The organism is Massilia sp. W12 (genome assembly GCF_037300705.1).
GTDB lineage: Bacteria > Pseudomonadota > Gammaproteobacteria > Burkholderiales > Burkholderiaceae_D > JACPVY01.
The window spans coordinates 4,637,235-4,654,202 of record NZ_CP147776.1 but is presented as its reverse complement, the minus strand read 5'-3'; the positions used below and the strand labels follow the sequence as shown (position 1 = coordinate 4,654,202).

Annotated in this window: 14 protein-coding genes and 1 tRNA gene; 14 read left to right on the top strand and 1 reads right to left on the bottom strand. The window is 57.4% G+C overall.

What is annotated here, in order from left to right:
- Positions 1 to 9: 9 nt before the first annotated feature.
- The 9 genes from mutL to V8J88_RS18800 all read left to right on the top strand — a co-directional run bounded on the left by mutL (position 10) and on the right by V8J88_RS18800 (position 7,853).
- Positions 10 to 1,911: a DNA mismatch repair endonuclease MutL gene (mutL, locus tag V8J88_RS18840; RefSeq protein ID WP_338845770.1), complete on the top strand. Its 1,902-nt coding sequence runs from the start codon at positions 10 to 12 to the stop codon at positions 1,909 to 1,911.
- The gene (gene miaA, locus V8J88_RS18835; RefSeq protein WP_338845769.1) at positions 1,911 to 2,864 is read left to right on the top strand and encodes a tRNA (adenosine(37)-N6)-dimethylallyltransferase MiaA; all 954 of its coding nucleotides are present in this window, start codon (positions 1,911 to 1,913) and stop codon (positions 2,862 to 2,864) included. Before mutL ends, miaA begins: the two co-directional genes overlap by 1 nt.
- Positions 2,865 to 2,910: 46 nt before the next feature.
- Positions 2,911 to 2,987, top strand: a tRNA-Met gene (locus V8J88_RS18830).
- A 451-nt stretch (positions 2,988 to 3,438) separates the two neighbouring features.
- Positions 3,439 to 3,780: a type II toxin-antitoxin system RelE/ParE family toxin gene (locus tag V8J88_RS18825; protein WP_338849928.1), complete on the top strand. Its 342-nt coding sequence runs from the start codon at positions 3,439 to 3,441 to the stop codon at positions 3,778 to 3,780.
- Complete coding sequence (locus tag V8J88_RS18820) at positions 3,777 to 4,094, top strand: addiction module antidote protein (RefSeq protein WP_338845768.1); 318 nt, start codon at positions 3,777 to 3,779, stop codon at positions 4,092 to 4,094. The genes V8J88_RS18825 and V8J88_RS18820 overlap by 4 nt, the downstream gene beginning before the upstream one ends.
- 195 nt (positions 4,095 to 4,289) lie before the next feature.
- A complete protein-coding gene (locus tag V8J88_RS18815; RefSeq protein WP_338845766.1) occupies positions 4,290 to 5,237 on the top strand; it encodes a hypothetical protein in 948 nt (315 codons plus the stop codon).
- Positions 5,238 to 5,334: 97 nt separating this feature from the next.
- The gene (locus tag V8J88_RS18810; RefSeq protein WP_338845765.1) at positions 5,335 to 5,520 is read left to right on the top strand and encodes a hypothetical protein; all 186 of its coding nucleotides are present in this window, start codon (positions 5,335 to 5,337) and stop codon (positions 5,518 to 5,520) included.
- Between the two features lie 10 nt (positions 5,521 to 5,530).
- Positions 5,531 to 5,992: a hypothetical protein gene (locus V8J88_RS18805; RefSeq protein ID WP_338845764.1), complete on the top strand. Its 462-nt coding sequence runs from the start codon at positions 5,531 to 5,533 to the stop codon at positions 5,990 to 5,992.
- Positions 5,993 to 6,062: 70 nt separating this feature from the next.
- Positions 6,063 to 7,853, top strand: coding sequence for an ABC transporter substrate-binding protein (locus tag V8J88_RS18800; RefSeq protein WP_338845763.1), 1,791 nt, complete (start codon positions 6,063 to 6,065; stop codon positions 7,851 to 7,853).
- A 34-nt stretch (positions 7,854 to 7,887) separates the two neighbouring features.
- Here the strand turns inward: V8J88_RS18800 and V8J88_RS18795 are convergent, their stop codons facing one another.
- Entirely contained in the window at positions 7,888 to 9,678 is a 1,791-nt protein-coding gene (locus V8J88_RS18795) for a diguanylate cyclase (protein WP_338845762.1), read from the bottom strand.
- 149 nt (positions 9,679 to 9,827) lie between these two features.
- On the opposite strand from V8J88_RS18795, the gene V8J88_RS18790 reads away from it, so the two are divergent.
- The 5 genes from V8J88_RS18790 to V8J88_RS18770 all read left to right on the top strand — a co-directional run bounded on the left by V8J88_RS18790 (position 9,828) and on the right by V8J88_RS18770 (position 16,964).
- On the top strand, positions 9,828 to 10,763 hold the full coding sequence (locus V8J88_RS18790) for a metallophosphoesterase (protein WP_338845761.1): 936 nt from the start codon (positions 9,828 to 9,830) through the stop codon (positions 10,761 to 10,763).
- Between the two features lie 57 nt (positions 10,764 to 10,820).
- Positions 10,821 to 11,549, top strand: coding sequence for a hypothetical protein (locus tag V8J88_RS18785; protein WP_338845760.1), 729 nt, complete (start codon positions 10,821 to 10,823; stop codon positions 11,547 to 11,549).
- A gap of 10 nt (positions 11,550 to 11,559) precedes the next feature.
- Positions 11,560 to 12,135, top strand: a complete 576-nt coding sequence (locus tag V8J88_RS18780) for a hypothetical protein (protein WP_338845759.1) — start codon at positions 11,560 to 11,562, stop codon at positions 12,133 to 12,135.
- A 492-nt stretch (positions 12,136 to 12,627) separates the two neighbouring features.
- Positions 12,628 to 13,806, top strand: a complete 1,179-nt coding sequence (locus tag V8J88_RS18775; protein WP_338845758.1) for an efflux RND transporter periplasmic adaptor subunit — start codon at positions 12,628 to 12,630, stop codon at positions 13,804 to 13,806.
- A gap of 17 nt (positions 13,807 to 13,823) precedes the next feature.
- Positions 13,824 to 16,964 carry an efflux RND transporter permease subunit gene (locus tag V8J88_RS18770; RefSeq protein WP_338845757.1) on the top strand — a complete coding sequence of 1,047 codons (3,141 nt, stop codon included), beginning with the start codon at positions 13,824 to 13,826 and terminating at the stop codon, positions 16,962 to 16,964.
- Positions 16,965 to 16,968 lie beyond the last annotated feature (4 nt).

The window sequence follows — 16,968 nt, the reverse complement described above, 5'->3', positions numbered from 1 at the left end:
ATGTGCGCCATGACGACCCAGACCCGCCCGCTGCAGCCTGAGCGCCCGATTGCCCTGCTGTCAGACCAATTGATTTCTCAAATCGCCGCCGGCGAGGTGATTGAGCGCCCCAGCGCGGTGGTCAAGGAATTGCTGGAAAATGCCTTGGACGCCGGGGCGACGCAAATCACCGTCAAGCTGGAAGAGGGCGGCGTCAAGCGGATTATGATTAACGATGACGGGCGTGGCATTCCGCAAGCGCAAATGGGGCTGGCTTTACGCCGCCACGCCACCTCTAAAATCTGCAATCTGGAAGAATTGGAGCGCGTCGGCACGCTCGGTTTTCGCGGCGAGGCGCTGGCTTCGATTGCTTCAGTGGCGCAACTCAGCCTGATTTCGCGCACCGCCGAAGCGGAACATGCCTGGCAGATCAGCGGCGCGCATGACGCCACGCCGGCCCCGGCGGCCGGCGCGCAAGGCACCACGGTGGATGTGCGCGAGTTATATTTCAATACCCCGGCGCGGCGCAAGTTTTTGAAAACCGAGCAGACCGAATACGGCCATTGCGCCGATGTGTTGCGCCGCATTGCATTGGCCCGTCCCGATGTCAGCTTTGCCCTGCATCACAATGGCAAATTGCTGGAGCATTGGAGCGCCTGCAGTTTTGCGCGTCGCTGCAGCCAGATTCTGGGCGAAGCCTTCGCCAAAGCCAGTCTGGCGCTGGACGATACTTACGGCCCGCTGCGCTTGCATGGCATGGCCGGTTTGCCGACTGCCGCCAAGGCGCGCGCCGATGCGCAATATTTTTATGTGAATGGCCGCTTTGTGCGCGATAAATTGCTGACCCATGCAGTGCGCGCGGCGTATCAGGATGTGTTGCACGGCGATAAACAGCCGGCCTACGTGCTGGCGCTGGAAATCGATCCGGCGCTGGTGGATGTGAATGTGCATCCGGCTAAAACCGAGGTGCGCTTCCGCGATTCGCGCGCTGTGCATCAATTTATTTTCCATGCGCTGACGCGCACCCTGGCCGCCACCAGCGCCGGCAGCGCGCCAAGCGATGCGCCCGCCGCCAACCCCGAGGCGCCAGCCCCGGCCCCGCTGCGTCCGCATGTGCAAACCAGTTTCGCCGCCGATTTAACGCTGCCGCCGCAAGCCTGGCGCGCGCCGCCAGCCGGTGTGGCGCAGAGCGCTGCGCGCTATGCCGAATTCGTCGGCGCGGCGCGCAGTGTGCCGCAACCCCTGGCGCAGACGGCGCCTGTGGCGCACACTTATCCGGCAGATGCGGGCAAAGCTGCGCTGCACATCGCCGCCCCGGCCCCGCTCGCGGCAGAAGAGAGCAAGCCGGAAGATTACCCGCTCGGCTTTGCCCTGGCGCAATTGCATGGGGTGTATGTGTTGGCGCAAAACCGGCGCGGCCTGGTGCTGGTGGATATGCATGCAGCGCATGAGCGGATTTTGTATGAAGAATTAAAACAGGCGCTGGGCGAGGGACTGCAAATTCAGCAATTGCTGATCCCGGTCACGTTTTACGCCGATCCGCTGGAAGTCGCCACCGCCAGCGATGAGGCGGCGGTATTGCAGCAGCTGGGTTTTGAAATCAATGCGCTGTCGCCGACCACCCTGGCGGTGCGCGCGATTCCCGCGCTGTTGCAAAATGCGGATGCGCAAACCCTGGCGCGCGATGTTTTGCGCGATGTGCGCGAATATGGCGGCGCGCGCGTGCTGGTGGAGCGCCGCAATGAATTGCTGGCGACGCTGGCCTGTCACACCGCAGTGCGCGCCAACCGTTTGCTGTCGCTGCAGGAAATGAATGCCTTGCTGCGCCAGATGGAGCAAACCGAGCGCTCCGACCAGTGCAATCACGGACGCCCGACCTGGGTGCAAATGTCGATGAATGATTTGGATAAGTTGTTTTTGCGAGGTCAATAATGCAACAGGCAAAACCGCTGGTGCTGGCCTTGCTTGGCCCCACCGCTTCCGGTAAAACCGCCTGCGCGCTGGAATTGGCGCGCCATTTTCCGCTTGAAATCATTTCCATGGATTCGGCCCTGGTGTATCGCGGCATGGATATCGGCACCGCCAAGCCGAGCGCAGAGGAACGCGCCGCCGCGCCGCATCATCTGATCGACATCATTGCGCCTGCCGAGGCGTATTCGGTAGCGCAATTCGCCGCTGATTGCAGCAGCTTGATTGCGCAAATCCAGGCGCGCGGACGTTTTCCCGTGATCGTCGGCGGCACCATGCTGTATTACAAAGGCTTGAGCCAGGGTTTGGATGATTTGCCGCAAGCCGACCCGGCCATCCGCGCCCGGCTTGAGGACGAAATTGCGCGCGACGGCATCGCCGCTTTGCATGCGCGCCTGGCGCAAGTCGATCCGCACACCGCGCAACGCTTGCCGCCCGGCGATACGCAGCGCATTCAGCGCGCGCTGGAGATTTTCATGCTCACAGGTCAGCCGATGTCGGCCTTGCTGGCGCGCCGCAGTACGCCGGAATTGCCTTTCCGCTTGTGGCCGGTGTCGCTGGAGCCATCTGAGCGCAGCGCTTTGCACGCGCGCATCGCGCAGCGCTTTTTGGCGATGTTGCAGGGCAGCCCGAATTTGCTGGATGAAGTGGAAATCTTGCGGCGCGATCCGGATTTGCATCCCAACCTGCCTTCGATGCGCTGTGTCGGCTATCGCCAAGCCTGGGATTATCTGGATGGCCGTATCGATATGGCGGCGCTGAAAGAACAGGGCATCGCCGCCACCCGCCAATTGGCCAAGCGTCAGCTGACCTGGCTGCGGGCTATGCCGGAGCGGGTGGTGCTGGATTGTCTGCGCAGCGACTGCGCACAACAGTTGCGCGACTTGTTTTCCGCTGAAATCCAGAAAAATCCGTAAATGCCTTGACAGCTTTAAAAACGCCGCCTATAATCTCGTCTTCTTCGGTGATATAGCTCAGTTGGTTAGAGCACAGCACTCATAATGCTGGGGTCGGTGGTTCAAATCCACCTATCACCACCAGAATTCAAAACCCCGCCCGCGCAAGCCGGCGGGGTTTTTCATTTCCGCAGCCCGCAATTGACGCAGGCGTATTGCAGCGCAGCGGCAGATTGGCTCACATCGCAGCCCAAATGCAGGTGCGTATGCGCCGGGAACTGGCATGCTACCTGCCCATTTTCTGGCATCAACTCCAGCCACCATCTTTCTTGGGCACTGCCCATGCTATTCACTTTGTTCCCTGCGTGCATTTTGTGATAGGGTAAAGCGGAGAAGAAAAATTCCCGCTGCGGGCAAGGAGTTGATCGTGATTAAGTATTTGGGCGCAAAAAAGGCCGATACCGGCGCGACCATGTATTGCTTTAATGTGTATGGCTTTCGCAAGGAAGTCAGTGAAAATGACTTGAAAAAGCATCCCGATTGCTACGAGGCCTTGCCGCAAATCCTCAAAGATCGGATTGCTTCTGCTACGGGTATAAACGATAATTCTCTTAAGTTCACTGTTCGCCATTATCTTACTGAGGATCAGCGTGATCCCTTTCTGGAGTGGTTTAAGAAGCTGCGAGATCCAATTGCCAAAGTGCAGATATTAAAGCGCATAAACCGGCTTGCAGGGGGGAATTTTGGTGACCACAAGCCTTGCCGGGACGGTGTTTGGGAGTTGCGCATTGATCAGGGAGCTGGTTACCGGGTGTATTATGCACAATCTGGCGCCGTGGTAGTGCTTATACTTTGTGGTGGTGATAAATCCTCGCAAAATGAAGATATTGAACGGGCAGTCAGGTATTGGAAAGACTGGCAGGGGAGGGGAGAATGAAAGATCGAAGCCATGATGAGGCAATAGCGGAATTATTTAAGGATGACCCCGAATTTGCCGTTCAGTATTTAAACCAATTGTTGCAAGATGGCGAGTCGGAAGACTTGATGATAGCATTGCAGCAAGTAGCCTTGACTTGTGCTGATGCGCGTCCTGTTGCTGAAAATGCGAATGCCACACAGAGTCAGATTCCCCGTACCATGACAGCGCAAAGTAATGCAGAATTACACAGCTTGCTGGCGGCGCTCAAAGGCCTGGGTTTGCGCCTCTCGGTTCAACTTGTTTCTGGATCGCCGGCAGAGCGTGCTGCATAAGTTTGAGTGCTGTAAGACTGTCGCTTTGTTGCGTTCTTGTCCCAGCTTGGCGTGGATAGGCATTATTGCTGAAGATTTAATTGAGCGTTTTTGCTTGATCCTGCCTCCGAAACCCAGCCAGGCAGAACATGCGCCGCCCTTGCATTCCCTGAAATGGTATCTACACATGATTTCCTTCCTTTTAAATCCATTTAAATGACTTTTGTCGGCTATTTAAAATGTACGGGTTGCGCACAGCGCTTTGACTTCCCGGTTGACAGCCAGTACTCCTACACCGATTTACTTGAACATTGGTGCGATGCGCCTTCTCCATGGCCTTTGCGCATCATGCCAATGGAAGTAAGGCCGGTTTGGTGTTTGCGTTGTGATGGCCCGGCGTTTGTGGAGTGCTTGCCGGCGCGGCAGCAATTGTTGGATATTGCTGCATTGCGCCGTTTGCCATCGCAACAGCGTCCGGCGGGCATGCTGTATCACTGTGACGATGGGGATTTTTTATGGCTGGCGCAGCATTGTCTTCAGCGCAGTGCGCCACCGCGTTGTCTTTCCTGTGGCGATAGCTATTGGATCGCGCTGGAGGCGCGCGAAACCGGGATGCGGCATGAGTCATGCTGGGGCAGTCCGATTGAATATCATTGCCTTTATTTTGTCCCGGGTACGCCAAGTCAGTCGAACTGGTGGGGGCGTGCTTTGTATGACGTCAATGGCGTGTTTTGTGGCATGTATTGGGAGCTTCATTGCCAAACCATGCAAACGATGCCGATGTTATTTGGCTTTGATCGAGGTTCCGGGTTTGCCGGTGTATGGCGCGCTTGTTTGACAACACTGCTGGAAACGGGGCATGCAGCGGCCTTGGCGCAATTGCAAACGCAAGCGCCTGATACGAAAGGCGAGCATGCCTTGCTGCAGGCATGTCTCATGATGTTGGGTGGTGAACGCTATCCATTACGCGAGGACGGGAACGCAACACTGGCAGAAGCGCACACCGGCTGGCGGCGCGCCGCCGCCGCAGGGAATGCGCTTGGCGCATGGAATCTGGCGCAATGGCACAGCAGCGCGCCATTGCAGTCTGGCGCAAAAAAAGTCCATGCCAGGTACTGGCAAAAACGGGCAAACGCGCTTGGCTTGCATTTGGCGCTGGCATAAGACGCATCCTTCTTGCACCTGCGGATATCTTATCCATCCGGTTTTGCGATAAGATTAAAACAAACGGGAATCCCCCCCAGCCTGCAAGGAGCTGATCGTGATCAAGTATTTAGGCACCAAAAAAACGGATACCGGCGCCACCATGTATTGCTTCAATGTGAATGGCTTGCGCAAAGAAGTCCGTGAATTTGACTTAAAGATGCACCCCGGTTGCTATGATGTCTTGCCGCAAGCCGTGAAAGACCAGATCGCAAAAAACCGGCAGTGGTTGTCCAAGGCGTAAGGAGCGGGTGGTGCGCCTGTACTGCGCTTTATGTCTGTGCGCCGCGCTGGCCGGCGGCGCCAGGGCGGCGGCGCCTTCCACCTTCGGCGTCACCGTCGGTCATGCTTTGCTGTGCCTGAACCAATTGGATGAAGCCTGGTATTACGACTATTTGCAAAACGCCTTCGGCAAACCCTATAAGCGCGAGGGCGGGGCGTGGTGGTTTAAATCTGACGCCAGTTTATGGGGCGCGCCGGTGACGGATGTGCTGGTGTCTGAGCCGAACAGCGATTTTTCCTTTCTTGCCGCGGTGGTCGATGTCACGCCGGAAGTCTTGAGCGAGGCGGTGCAAGCCGGCAGCGGCATCCCATATGCCAAAGTGCAAAGCGGCCCCTATCCGATGCGGCAAAGCAATCCCGGCAGTCAAATCATCTACTTCCAGCGCAAGGCGAAAATCTTTTGCGCGAAAAACCGTTTCCTGCGTCCCTGGTGAAGCAAGCGGCACAGCCGCCGCCCCCGAACTGTGATACATTTCCCGGCGTCTTTGTCCATCCCGCCAGATCATGTTCCGACTTAAGCTGCCTGTGCGCCATGTGCGCTTATTCTGTTGCGCTTGCGCCCTGCTGTTTTCCGCCCCGCTGCTGGCGGCGGATATGAATAAAGTCTTGCACACTTATTTTCCGAATAGCGAAAGTTCTTTCGATCCGGCCACCGCGTTTGAAGCGAACACGATCAGCATCAATGAAAATCTGTTCGATCCGCTGTTGCGTTACAACTATCTGGTGCGGCCCTTGCGGCTGGAGGGAAATACGGCGGAAGGCATGCCGCAAGTCTCGGCGGATGGCTTGACCTACACCATCAAAATCAAGCCGGGGATTTATTTCACCCCCGATCCTGTATTCAAGGGCGTCAAGCGTGAATTGGTGGCGCAGGACTATGTGTACAGCTTCATGCGCTTGTATGACCCGGTCTTGAAATCTCCCTGGTCTTTTCTGTTTGAAGGGGTCTTGTTGGGCGATGAAGCGCTGAAAAAGAATTTCAGCTATGACACCAGGATCCCCGGTTTGCAAGCGCTCGACCGCTACACCTTGCAACTGCGTTTAAAAGCGCCGAATGCGAATTTGCCGAATTTGCTGGCCATGCCGGCCACCGCCGCGCTGGCGCGCGAAGTGATCGAAGCGCATAAAGCCAATCCCGGCAATCATCCGGTTGGCACCGGGCCGTATCTGCTCAAAGAATGGCAACACAGCAACCGGATTGTGCTGGCGGCCAACCCGGATTTCCGGCCCGAGACTTACACCTGGCAGCCGGGCGAGCAATTGGCCGATGCTCAGATCGCTGAAAAATTGAAAGGCCGCCGCCTGCCCCTGATCGGCCAGGTTGAAGTCAAAATCATGGAAGAGCACCAAAGCGTGGTGCTGGCGTTTTTGAATCAACAATTGGATCTGGCCGAACAGATTCCCGAGCAACTCACCAAGATGCTGGTAGGCCCGGATCGCAAAATCAGGCCGGAATTGGGTGCGCGCGGCGTGGTCTTGCATTTAAATCCGCGCATGCAAACCGATTACGCCTGGTTCAATATGCAAGACCCGGTGGTGGGCGGCTACAGCAAAGAAAAAATCGCCTTGCGCCGCGCGATTTCCATGGCTTACGACCAGGAAGAAGATATCCGCGTGCACAGCCATGGCTTGGCGATTCCTGCCGTCAGCCTCCTGCCGCCGAATTTGCCGGGCTATGATCCCGACATGAAGCCTTTGCGCCGCTTTGATGTGGGGTTCGCGAATAAACTGCTGGACCGTTTCGGCTATGGCAAACGGGACGCCGAAGGTTTTCGCATGACGCCGCAAGGCAAACCGCTGGCCATCGTCATGCACAGCCGCGCCAACGCGACAGGCCGTGTGTATGACGAGCGTTGGCGCAAAACCATGCAAAGCATTGGCATCAGAATTTCATTCAAGAGCGATAAATACACCGAAATCATCAAGGCCAGCCGGCTTGGCCAGGTGCAGATGTTTGAATTTGGCTGGGTTGCGGACTACCCCGACAGCAGCAACTTCTTTCAACTTCTGTATGGCCCGAATATCGGCATCTCAAACGATCCGCGCTTTGACCTGCCGGAATACAACAAGCTGTACGAGGCGATTCTGAAGTTGCCCAACGGCCCCGAACGTCAGCGCATCCATGCGCAAATGATCCGCTTGATTGATGTGTATATGCCGATGATGGTGCGCTTGCATCGATTGACGGTGGATGTGCGCCATAGTTGGCTGCAAAACTATGTCAAGCCGACCGTCGATAACACCGCCTGGCGTTATCTGGATATTGATGCGGACGTGCGCGCCAAGAGCAAATAAAGGCGCGCGTCCGGGCGCAAAAATGGGCCGTGGCTTAATTCTCGCCTTCTGAAACAATCACGGCGCGGTCGCGCCCATTCATTTTCGCCACATACAAAGCGGTGTCGGCGCGCATCAGCAATTCATGGCGGGTGGCGCCGTGACGCGGATATTCGGCGATGCCGGCGGAAAAGGTGCAGCCCTCAATCATGTGCTGCTCCAGGCGGATTTGCTGCTTGCGGTATTTTTCCGCGATCTGACGGATTTTGTGCTGCGCGGTGGCGGCGTCAATCGCGCGCAGCAATAAGCAAAACTCCTCGCCGCCATAACGGCACACCATATCGCCGGCGCGCACCTCTCTTTGCACCAACTGCGCAAATTGCATCAATACCTCATCGCCAAACGCATGGCCATACGTGTCATTTACGCGCTTGAAGAAATCCAGATCCAGAATCACCACCACCACATGGAAGCGGCCACTTGATTCATGCAGGATGGCGTTGAGACAGGTTTCAAAATGACGCCGGTTGTACAAGCCGGTCAAATGATCGCGGATCGCCTGTTCTTTCAGGCTGTCGCGCACCGTGCTGACATGGTGGATTTGATGGGTCAGCTCGCGGTTGAGGGTTTCCAGCTTTTGGTTTTCCGCTTCGCGCGCTGCCTGCAATTCCAGCGCGCGGTCGCGCTCTTCCTTCAGAATGCGCATTTCTTTTTCCAGATTGCGCATCAGAATCCGCGAATCGCGCGCCGAGCGTGCGCGCGCTTCGTAATGCATCTGGTACAGCTGCAAATAATGATAAGCCTGACGCCAATCCTGCAACTGCGCATACAGATCGGCGAATCCTTTGTAAATCTGCTGCTGGTAAAAAGGATTGCGCTGTACGCTCAATAATTCTTCCGCCTTGCCCAAAGCATCCAGCGCCAGCTCTGCTTCGCCACGCGCAAAATGATACATGCCATACAGCAGCCAGGCATGCATCTGCTCTTCATAATCATTGCACTGGATCGCCTTGCTTTGCGCCAGCTGCAGAAAATACAGCGCGCGCTCTTGCACGTTTTGCCGCATGAGCGCATGCGCCGCCAGACATTGGATGAAAGCATGTTCCGCGCCCTCGGCCAAACCGCCTTCTTCCAAAAACGGTTCCAGCAAGACTTGCGCATCCTGCGCCTTGCCCGAAGCCAGCAGACACATCGCCAGATTGGCCGTCACCAGCGGACGCAAATGCGGCAAATGTTGATTATCCAAAATCCCCAGCGCCTCGCTCAACAGCGGAATCGCATCTTCATCATTGCCCAGATCGTGTTGTGAAGAAGCCAGATTGGAGAGCGCATTCACACGGTGCGCGGCAGTGCCGAAGCGCTCGGCCATATCCAGTGATAAGAGAAAATTGCGCGGCCCGCTGCGGCTGTCGCCGCGTGACAGGGCGTCAATCCCCATCCGGTTGAAGAGAGAAAATTTGTACAGGGAATCCGGGATTTGATGCGCCAATTGCAAGGCATTGTCAAAATGCTGGCCGGAAGAATTGAAGTCGCCGCGCCGCGAAGCCAGCGCGCCCAGACAAACCAGGGCCGCCATTTCGCCTTCCAGATCGCCCAGCGCGTGAAAGCGCGTCACCAGCGGGCGCACCACCTGCTCCGCCGCCTCGTTTTGCCCGCCGTAATACAGCAGCGAAGCGTGGTTTAATTCCGCCATCCAGGCCCCGCGATCATATTGCAGGCGGCGCGCCGCAGCCAGCGCGATATCGGTCAAGCGGCGCGCTTCCTGCCGGTTGGACACCAGGCAGGACAGGCTTTGTGCGTTCAGGCGATCAATCTCACCCTTATCCAATTGCAGTTCTGCAGTCACGGGCGGACTCCGGCAGGCTGTGAATATCTCTATGATACTCAGAACCATGGAAAATGGCGCATGTGAAATATGCATTTGTTGCGCCGCGCCTGCATTGTGCTGGCGGCGCAGTGTAAGATTGCCCATCTGTTTGTTTCAGGAGTTGCAAGATGGCCTCAGGCATGTTTCGTGTTCACACATCCATCCCGGCGCTGCTTGGCGCCACATTGGTTTTAAGCGCATGCGTCAGCACGCCGCCCGGGGCGCCCCGGGGTTTGCCGGACGTTGCGGGCGCGGGCGCGCAGATTCTGTATGTGGCTGGCGATATTGCTGATTGCCGCCGGCATGCCGCGCTGCAAAGCCCTGCCGCCGCCACCGCTGCGCTGATTGAGCAGCGCTTGGCGCGCGACCCGCAAGCCCAGGTCTTGACCTTGGGCGACAACGCCTATGTGGTGGCGTCTGAAGCAGAATTGCGCGACTGTTATGCGCCCACCTGGGGCCGCTTTTTGCAGCGCACCTGGGCCGCTGCCGGTAATCATGAGTATTACAGCAAAGACGCGCTGCCGTATTACGCTTATTTCGGCGCACAAGCCGGGCCGGCCGGCCTGGGTTATTACCGCAAAACATTCAAGGGCTGGCAATTGTATGCCTTGAACAGCAATTTAAAAGGCGAGGCCATGCAGCGTCAGCTTGACTGGCTACGCCAGGAAATTCAGCAAAACCCGGCGCGCTGCAGCCTGGCTTACTGGCATCACCCGCGCTACAGCTCGGGCGGCCATGGCAATGACCAGCGGATGCAGCAAGCCTGGCAGATTTTGCAAGACGCCGGAGCCGAACTGGTGTTGGCGGGGCATGATCATGATTATGAGCGGTTTGCCCCGCAAGACGCCAACGGCAATGCGCGCCCGGATGGCATCGCGCAATTCGTGGTCGGCACTGGCGGCACGCGTTTGTCATCCTTTTTGTTGCAAAGGCCGCACAGCCAGGCCGCATTCAATGATGCGCATGGCGTGTTGCAGCTGGTCTTGCGCGAAAATGGCTACGATTGGCAATTTCTGACAACAGATGGCGCGCTGCGCGATATCGGCAGCCGCGCATGCCACTGATTTCAAACAAGCCGGGCCGGTGGCCCTTGAAGCGGCGGCGCGCCGCATGGAGTGTTCATGAATAATACGGTGCATTTCATTTTGCAGGGCAAGGGCGGGATCGGTAAAACCTTTGTCTCCACCCTGTTGGCGCAATGGGTGCGCAGCAAAGATGAGCAGGCGCTGCGCTGCTTTGATACCGATCAGGAAAACCCCACCTTTTCGCGTTACAAAGCGCTGAATGTCCAACATGTCCCGGTGATGACGGATGAGCGCCTGATTGAACCCAAGCGCTTTGATCAATTGATGATCGACATCCTGGAAGGGGAAGGCAATTGCGTGATCGACAACGGGGCCAACAGCTTTTCGCCCTTGATGTCCTATCTGCTGGAAAACGATTGCCTTGGCATGCTGGAAGAGTCCGGGCGCAAAGTGTATATCCACACCATTGTCGGCGGCGGCGACACCCTGCACGACACCGCCACCGGCTTTGTCTCCACCGCGAAAGCCACCAAAGCCCCGCTGGTGCTGTGGGAAAACCAGCATTTCGGCCTGTTGCAATCGGCCAGCGGCAAACTCTTCACCGAATCCGCCACCTACTACGAACACTCGACCCGGGTGCGTGGCCGCATCTGCTTAGCGCCGCGCAACCCCGACACCTTCGGCGCGGATTTGAAAAAGATGAATATTGGCCGCCTCACCCTGGACGAAGTGCTGCAAAGCGAGAAATTCAACATCATGGAAAAACAACGCATCAAGCTGTTTTTCCGTGATGTCTTTGAGCAACTCGACAAAGTCAATTGGTGAGAGGGGCGTCATGGATCAGCAGAAATTGCGCAGCCTGGTATTGGAAAAGACCGGCATCAAAATTGATCTGAATGACCCAGCGTTCGCCCTGGTGGTGATGAATGAGGCGATTTTGGATGAAGCGGTGGCGCGTCATCTTGGCTTGCTGGAGCAGGCCGGACGTAATTTGCTGGCGCATCCCGCCCTGCAAAGCGCGCCACACGCGGCCCAGCCAGCCGCTGCGCGGCATGACGATATCTGGGAGGAGGGCGCGCCGCGCCAGCCCGTCGCGCCGCCCTTATCCGCCGCTGCGCCCGAAGTCGCACCGGCCACAGCGCCAGCGCAAAGCGCGCCGCCGGCCGCCGCAGCGCCCCGGAACGCGCCCGCCGCCAGCCTGCCCTGGCCGCAAATGGCCATCAGCGCCGCCCTGGCTGCGCTCTTCACCCTGGCCGGCCAGGCGCTGTTTATGCGCCAACCCGCCGCCCCCGCCGCACTCAGCGAACAACAGCAAAAGCAAGTGCAAGACGCGGAAAAATGGCAAAAAGTGCTGCCCCAGCTTGACGCCAAAACCCGGCAACAGGTGGAAGAAGCGCTGCGCAAACTCTGATCAGCATGCGCGCGCCGCTGATATCCGCCGGCGCCGGCCACGCCATCCGCACATCGCCGGCGCGCCCGAAAGATCCGGGCTTGCACTTTGCGCGCCAACTCCGATAATGAAAGTCCGGCTGCCGTTGCCAGGAAAGGCGGCGCGGCAAGCGGGCCAAGGAGTGCGTTATGCCATCGTCATACAGCAAACAAAGCCGGCGGGGTCAGCGCAAAAACACCTCATGTCCGTCCCTTGGCGTGGGCGATTGCGGGTCGCAACTGGCCCGGCGCTGGTTGCGGCGGCATTTTGTGCGCTTGCATTTCATCGCGCATTTTGCGCACTTCCTCCCGCCTTTTTGCAGTTCAGCTGCGCAAAAATGCGTTTTATCGCAATTCGCTAGTCTGTATGCACAGCTTTTTTTACAGTGCAAAGCTGGAGACGCAGCCCGGCGCCAGATCGGGCAGTGCGTCAGGTCGCATACCGCACCGCATTCATCTATCAGGAAGAGGCATCATGAAACAATCAGGCACAATCAAGCGTTTGCGTTGGCCACTGCTGGCGGTGCTGGTCGCCGGACTCTCTGTCGGCGGCTGGATGGTCAGTCAATCTCAGGCCGGCAATGCGCCGGAAAAAAAAGAAAAGAAAGAACAGCCGGCCCCGATTTATGAATTGGCTGCAGCCGACGTCAACACCATCAGCCTGCGCGAACTGCCGGTGCATATTGCTTTGCATGGCAGCTTGATTCCGGCGCGCAGCGCCACCATCAAAGCGCGCGCCGCCGGCGTTGTGCTTGAAAGCCTGGTTGAAGAAGGCATGAGTGTGCAGCAAGGGCAGATTCTGGCGCGCATCGATACCGCCGATCTGCAAGCCCGCCTGGCCAGCCAGCAAGCCGCAGTCGATGAAGCGCGCGCCCGCCTATCCATGGCGCAAAAAAATCATCACACCAATCAAGCCCTGCTGCAGCAGAAATACATCTCCCAAAACGCCTACGACCAGGTGCAAAACAGTGTCGAACTGGCCGAGGCCAACCTCAAATCCGCCCGCGCCCAGCTGGATGTGGCGCGCATCGCGCTGGCTGACTCGGTCGTGCGCGCACCGTTTGCCGGCGTAATCTCCAAACGCTATTTGCAAGCCGGCGATAAAGCGGCCCCGGATATGCCGGTATTCGGCCTGGTCAATCTGGAGCGCTTAACCCTGGAAGCAGCGGTGCCGGCGGCGGAGGTGGCGCGCATTCATGCCGGCCAGGACGTGCAGTTCAGTGTCGATGGCATGGAGAAAAAACGCTTTACCGGCAAGGTGGAGCGCATCAACCCCACCGCCGATCCGGCTTCGCGCACCCTCACCGTGTATGTGCAAGTGCAAAACGATGGCAGCCTGAAAGGCGGCATGTATGCGCGCGGCGTGGTGGCGGTGGAAAAATCGCGCCAAACCCCGGTCATGCCCCTGCTGGCATTGCGTCAGGAAGGCGGGCAGGACGTGGTGTATCTGATCAAAAACGGCGAACTCAAAACCCAGGCGGTCAAACTCGGCGTGCGCAATGAAGCCGAAGGCGTGGCGGAAGTCAGCCAGGGTTTGCAGGCCGGCGATGAAGTCTTGCTGACCAGAAGCGACAGCCTGAAGCCTGGCAGTAAAGTGAAACTGCCGCAGAAAGCCGGCAAAGCGGCCGCACTGAAACCGGGCCGCATGGCTTGATGCGGCGGGGACATATTATGTGGATCACAAAAACCAGTATCAATAATCCGGTGTTCGCCACCATGGTGATGATTGGCATCATGGTGCTCGGTCTGTTCGCCTACAAGCGTTTGCCGGTGGAAGCGATGCCGAATGTGCAACTGCCATTCGCCTCGATTATGGTGAATTATCCGGGCGCGTCGCCGGAACAGGTGGAACAGGATCTGACCAAGCCGATTGAGGAAGTGGTCAATACCGTGGCCGGGGTGCGCAAAATCCGCAGCAATTCATGGGAAGGCCGCTCCGGCGTGTTTATCCAATTCGATTTGAATGCGAATATGGATAAGGCGGTGCAGGAGATCCGCGACAAAGTGGCGGCGATCAAGCCGGGTTTTCCCAAAGATGTCAAAGACCCCTTCATCGGGCGCGGCGATGGGGAAAACAATTCCTACCTGGGCCATTTGAATCTGACTTCCGATAAGCGCGATTTGCGCGAATTATCGAATCTGGCGGAACAACTCATCACCAAGCGCTTGCAAAATGTGCCCGGCCTGGGTGAAGTGCGCGTCGGCGGCGTGAGTACGCGTGAAATCGCGATTCAACTCAACCCGGATCAATTGAGCGCCTTCGGCGTTGGCGTCGATGAAGTGATGCGCGCGCTGCAAGTGTATAACCAGAATATGCCGGCAGGCGCGATGAGCTTTGGCCAGCGCGAACAATTGGTGCGGATTGAGGGACGCATCAAGAGCGTGGCCGAATTCAATAAAATCATCGTCGCGCGTCGCGCCAACGGCCCGGTGCTGTTGGAGCAAGTGGCCAAAGTGATTGATGGCGAACGTGAACGCATTTCCATGGCGCGCATCAATGGCAAGCCGTCGATCAGCTTCGATCTGATCAAGATGCAAGACGCGAATGTCACCGAAGTCGGCAAGGGCGTGTATAAAGCCGTGCAAGATATGGTCAAACTGGAGCTGCCGCCGGATGTCAAGCTGGAAGTCTCCTTCATGGTTTCGGACTATGTGCAAAAGCAGGTCGATAACGTTAAACGCATGATTATTGAAGGCGGCTTGCTGACCATCTTGATCGTGTTCCTGTTCCTGCATTCCTGGCGCAGCACGGTGATTACCGCGCTGACCCTGCCGATCTCGGTAATCGCCAGCTTTGTCGCCTTGAAAGTGTTCGGTTTCACCATCAACACCCTGACCCTGATGGCGCTCTCGCTCTCAATCGGCTTGCTGATTGACGATGCGATTGTGGTGCGGGAAAACATTGTGCGTCACCTCGGCATGGGCAAGAGCCATCGCCAGGCGGCGAATGACGGTACGAATGAAATCGGTCTGGCGGTGATGGCCACCACTTTCGCCATTGTGGCGGTGTTTGTCCCGGTGGCCTTCATGGATGGCATTATTGGCCGCTTCTTCCTGCAATTCGGGATTACGGTGGCGGTCGCGGTCATGATTTCGCTGTTCGTCAGTTTCACACTTGATCCCATGCTGTCCGCAGTATGGCCGGATCCGGCGGAAAACCGCTTCAAATATGTTCCCTGGCTGGGGCGCATGATGCAAGCGATTGAGCACCGCATCGATGCCTTGCACCGCCTGTATGGACGGGTGTTGGCCTGGGCCTTAGGCCATCGCAAAACCACGCTGGGCTTGAGCTTTGCCATCTTTGTCGGCAGTTTGATGTTAGTGCCGCTGGTGGGCGGGGAAATGTTCCCGGAAAGCGATGAAGGTGAAATCTCGCTGAATTTCAAAATGCCGGTTGGCTCCAGTCTGGAATATTCCAACGCCAAAGCCTTGCAGATTGAAGAGGCTTTGCAAAAATTCCCGGAAGTGGTCTCAGTCTCCACCGTGGTGGGCGATGACAGTAAAAACAATGTCACCATGCGCTTGAAGCTGCAAGACAAGGAAAAGGTCAAGCGGCGCAGCCAGAAAGACATTGAAAAAGCAATCCGGCAACGCATGCAAAACATCGGCGGCATCGAATTTTCAGTGGGCGGCAATGACAAACCGATCTTTATCGCGATTCTGGGACAGAACGAAGCCGGCCTGGAAGCGACTGCGCAGAAATTGATGGCGCGTCTGCGTCAGATCAAGGGCGTGGTGGATATGGAATACAGCCAGGCTGGCGCAAATCCGGCCACCGTGATCAAGATCAATAATGAGGTGGCCAGCGATCTGGGCTTGACGCCGCAGCAGATTGGCGAAACGGTGCGTCCGCTGGTGGCGGGCAGCGCGGTGACACGCTGGCTTGCGCCGGATGGACAAAACTATGACGTGAATGTGCAACTGCCGAAAGAAGCGCGGCAAAAAATCAGCGATTTGGAAAATCTGATGATCGCCACTGGCCGCGTGGATGAGCAGGGCAAACCGGTGATGGCCCCCTTGCGTCAGGTGGTGCAATTTGTGCCGTCCTCCAGCCCGCAAGTGATCAAGCGTCAGGCCCTGATGCGCCGGGTTGCGATTTACGCCAATGTTGAAGGCCGTCCCTCGGGCGACGTCAACAAGGAAATCGACAAAGTGCTGGAAGAAATTAAGAAAGAGTTGCCAAACGGGGTGCGCTTTGATATCGGCGGCCAGGCGGAAGAGCAGGCGAATATGCTGTCTTCCTTCGCCACCGCACTGGGTATTGCCGTGATCTTCATCTATCTCGTACTGGCCTCGCAATTTGGCAGCTTCTTGCAGCCGGTGGCGATTATGATGTCCTTGCCCTTGTCTTTGATCGGCGTCCTGCTGGCGCTGTTGGTGACAGGCAGCACGCTGAATATGTTCTCCCTGATCGGCTTCATTATGTTGATGGGGCTGGTGACCAAGAACGCGATTTTGCTGGTGGACTTCGCCAACCAGGCGCAGCGTGAAGGCAAGGAACGCATGCAAGCTTTGCTGGAAGCCGGTCAAGTGCGCTTGCGCCCGATTCTGATGACCACGCTGGCGATGGTGTTTGGCATGTTACCGATGGCGATTGGCAGCGGCGATGGCGGTGAAATCCAGGCCCCGATGGGACGAGCTGTGATCGGCGGCGTGCTGACTTCGACCTTGCTGACCTTGATCGTGGTGCCGGTGGCCTACACCTACCTCGACAGCCTGGGCAAGCGTGCGCTGCGCTTCTGGCATGGCAAGGATGGCGCCGCGCATGGCGCCGCCGCCCCGCATGTGTTAGCTGATAAAAATCATGAGTAACGGT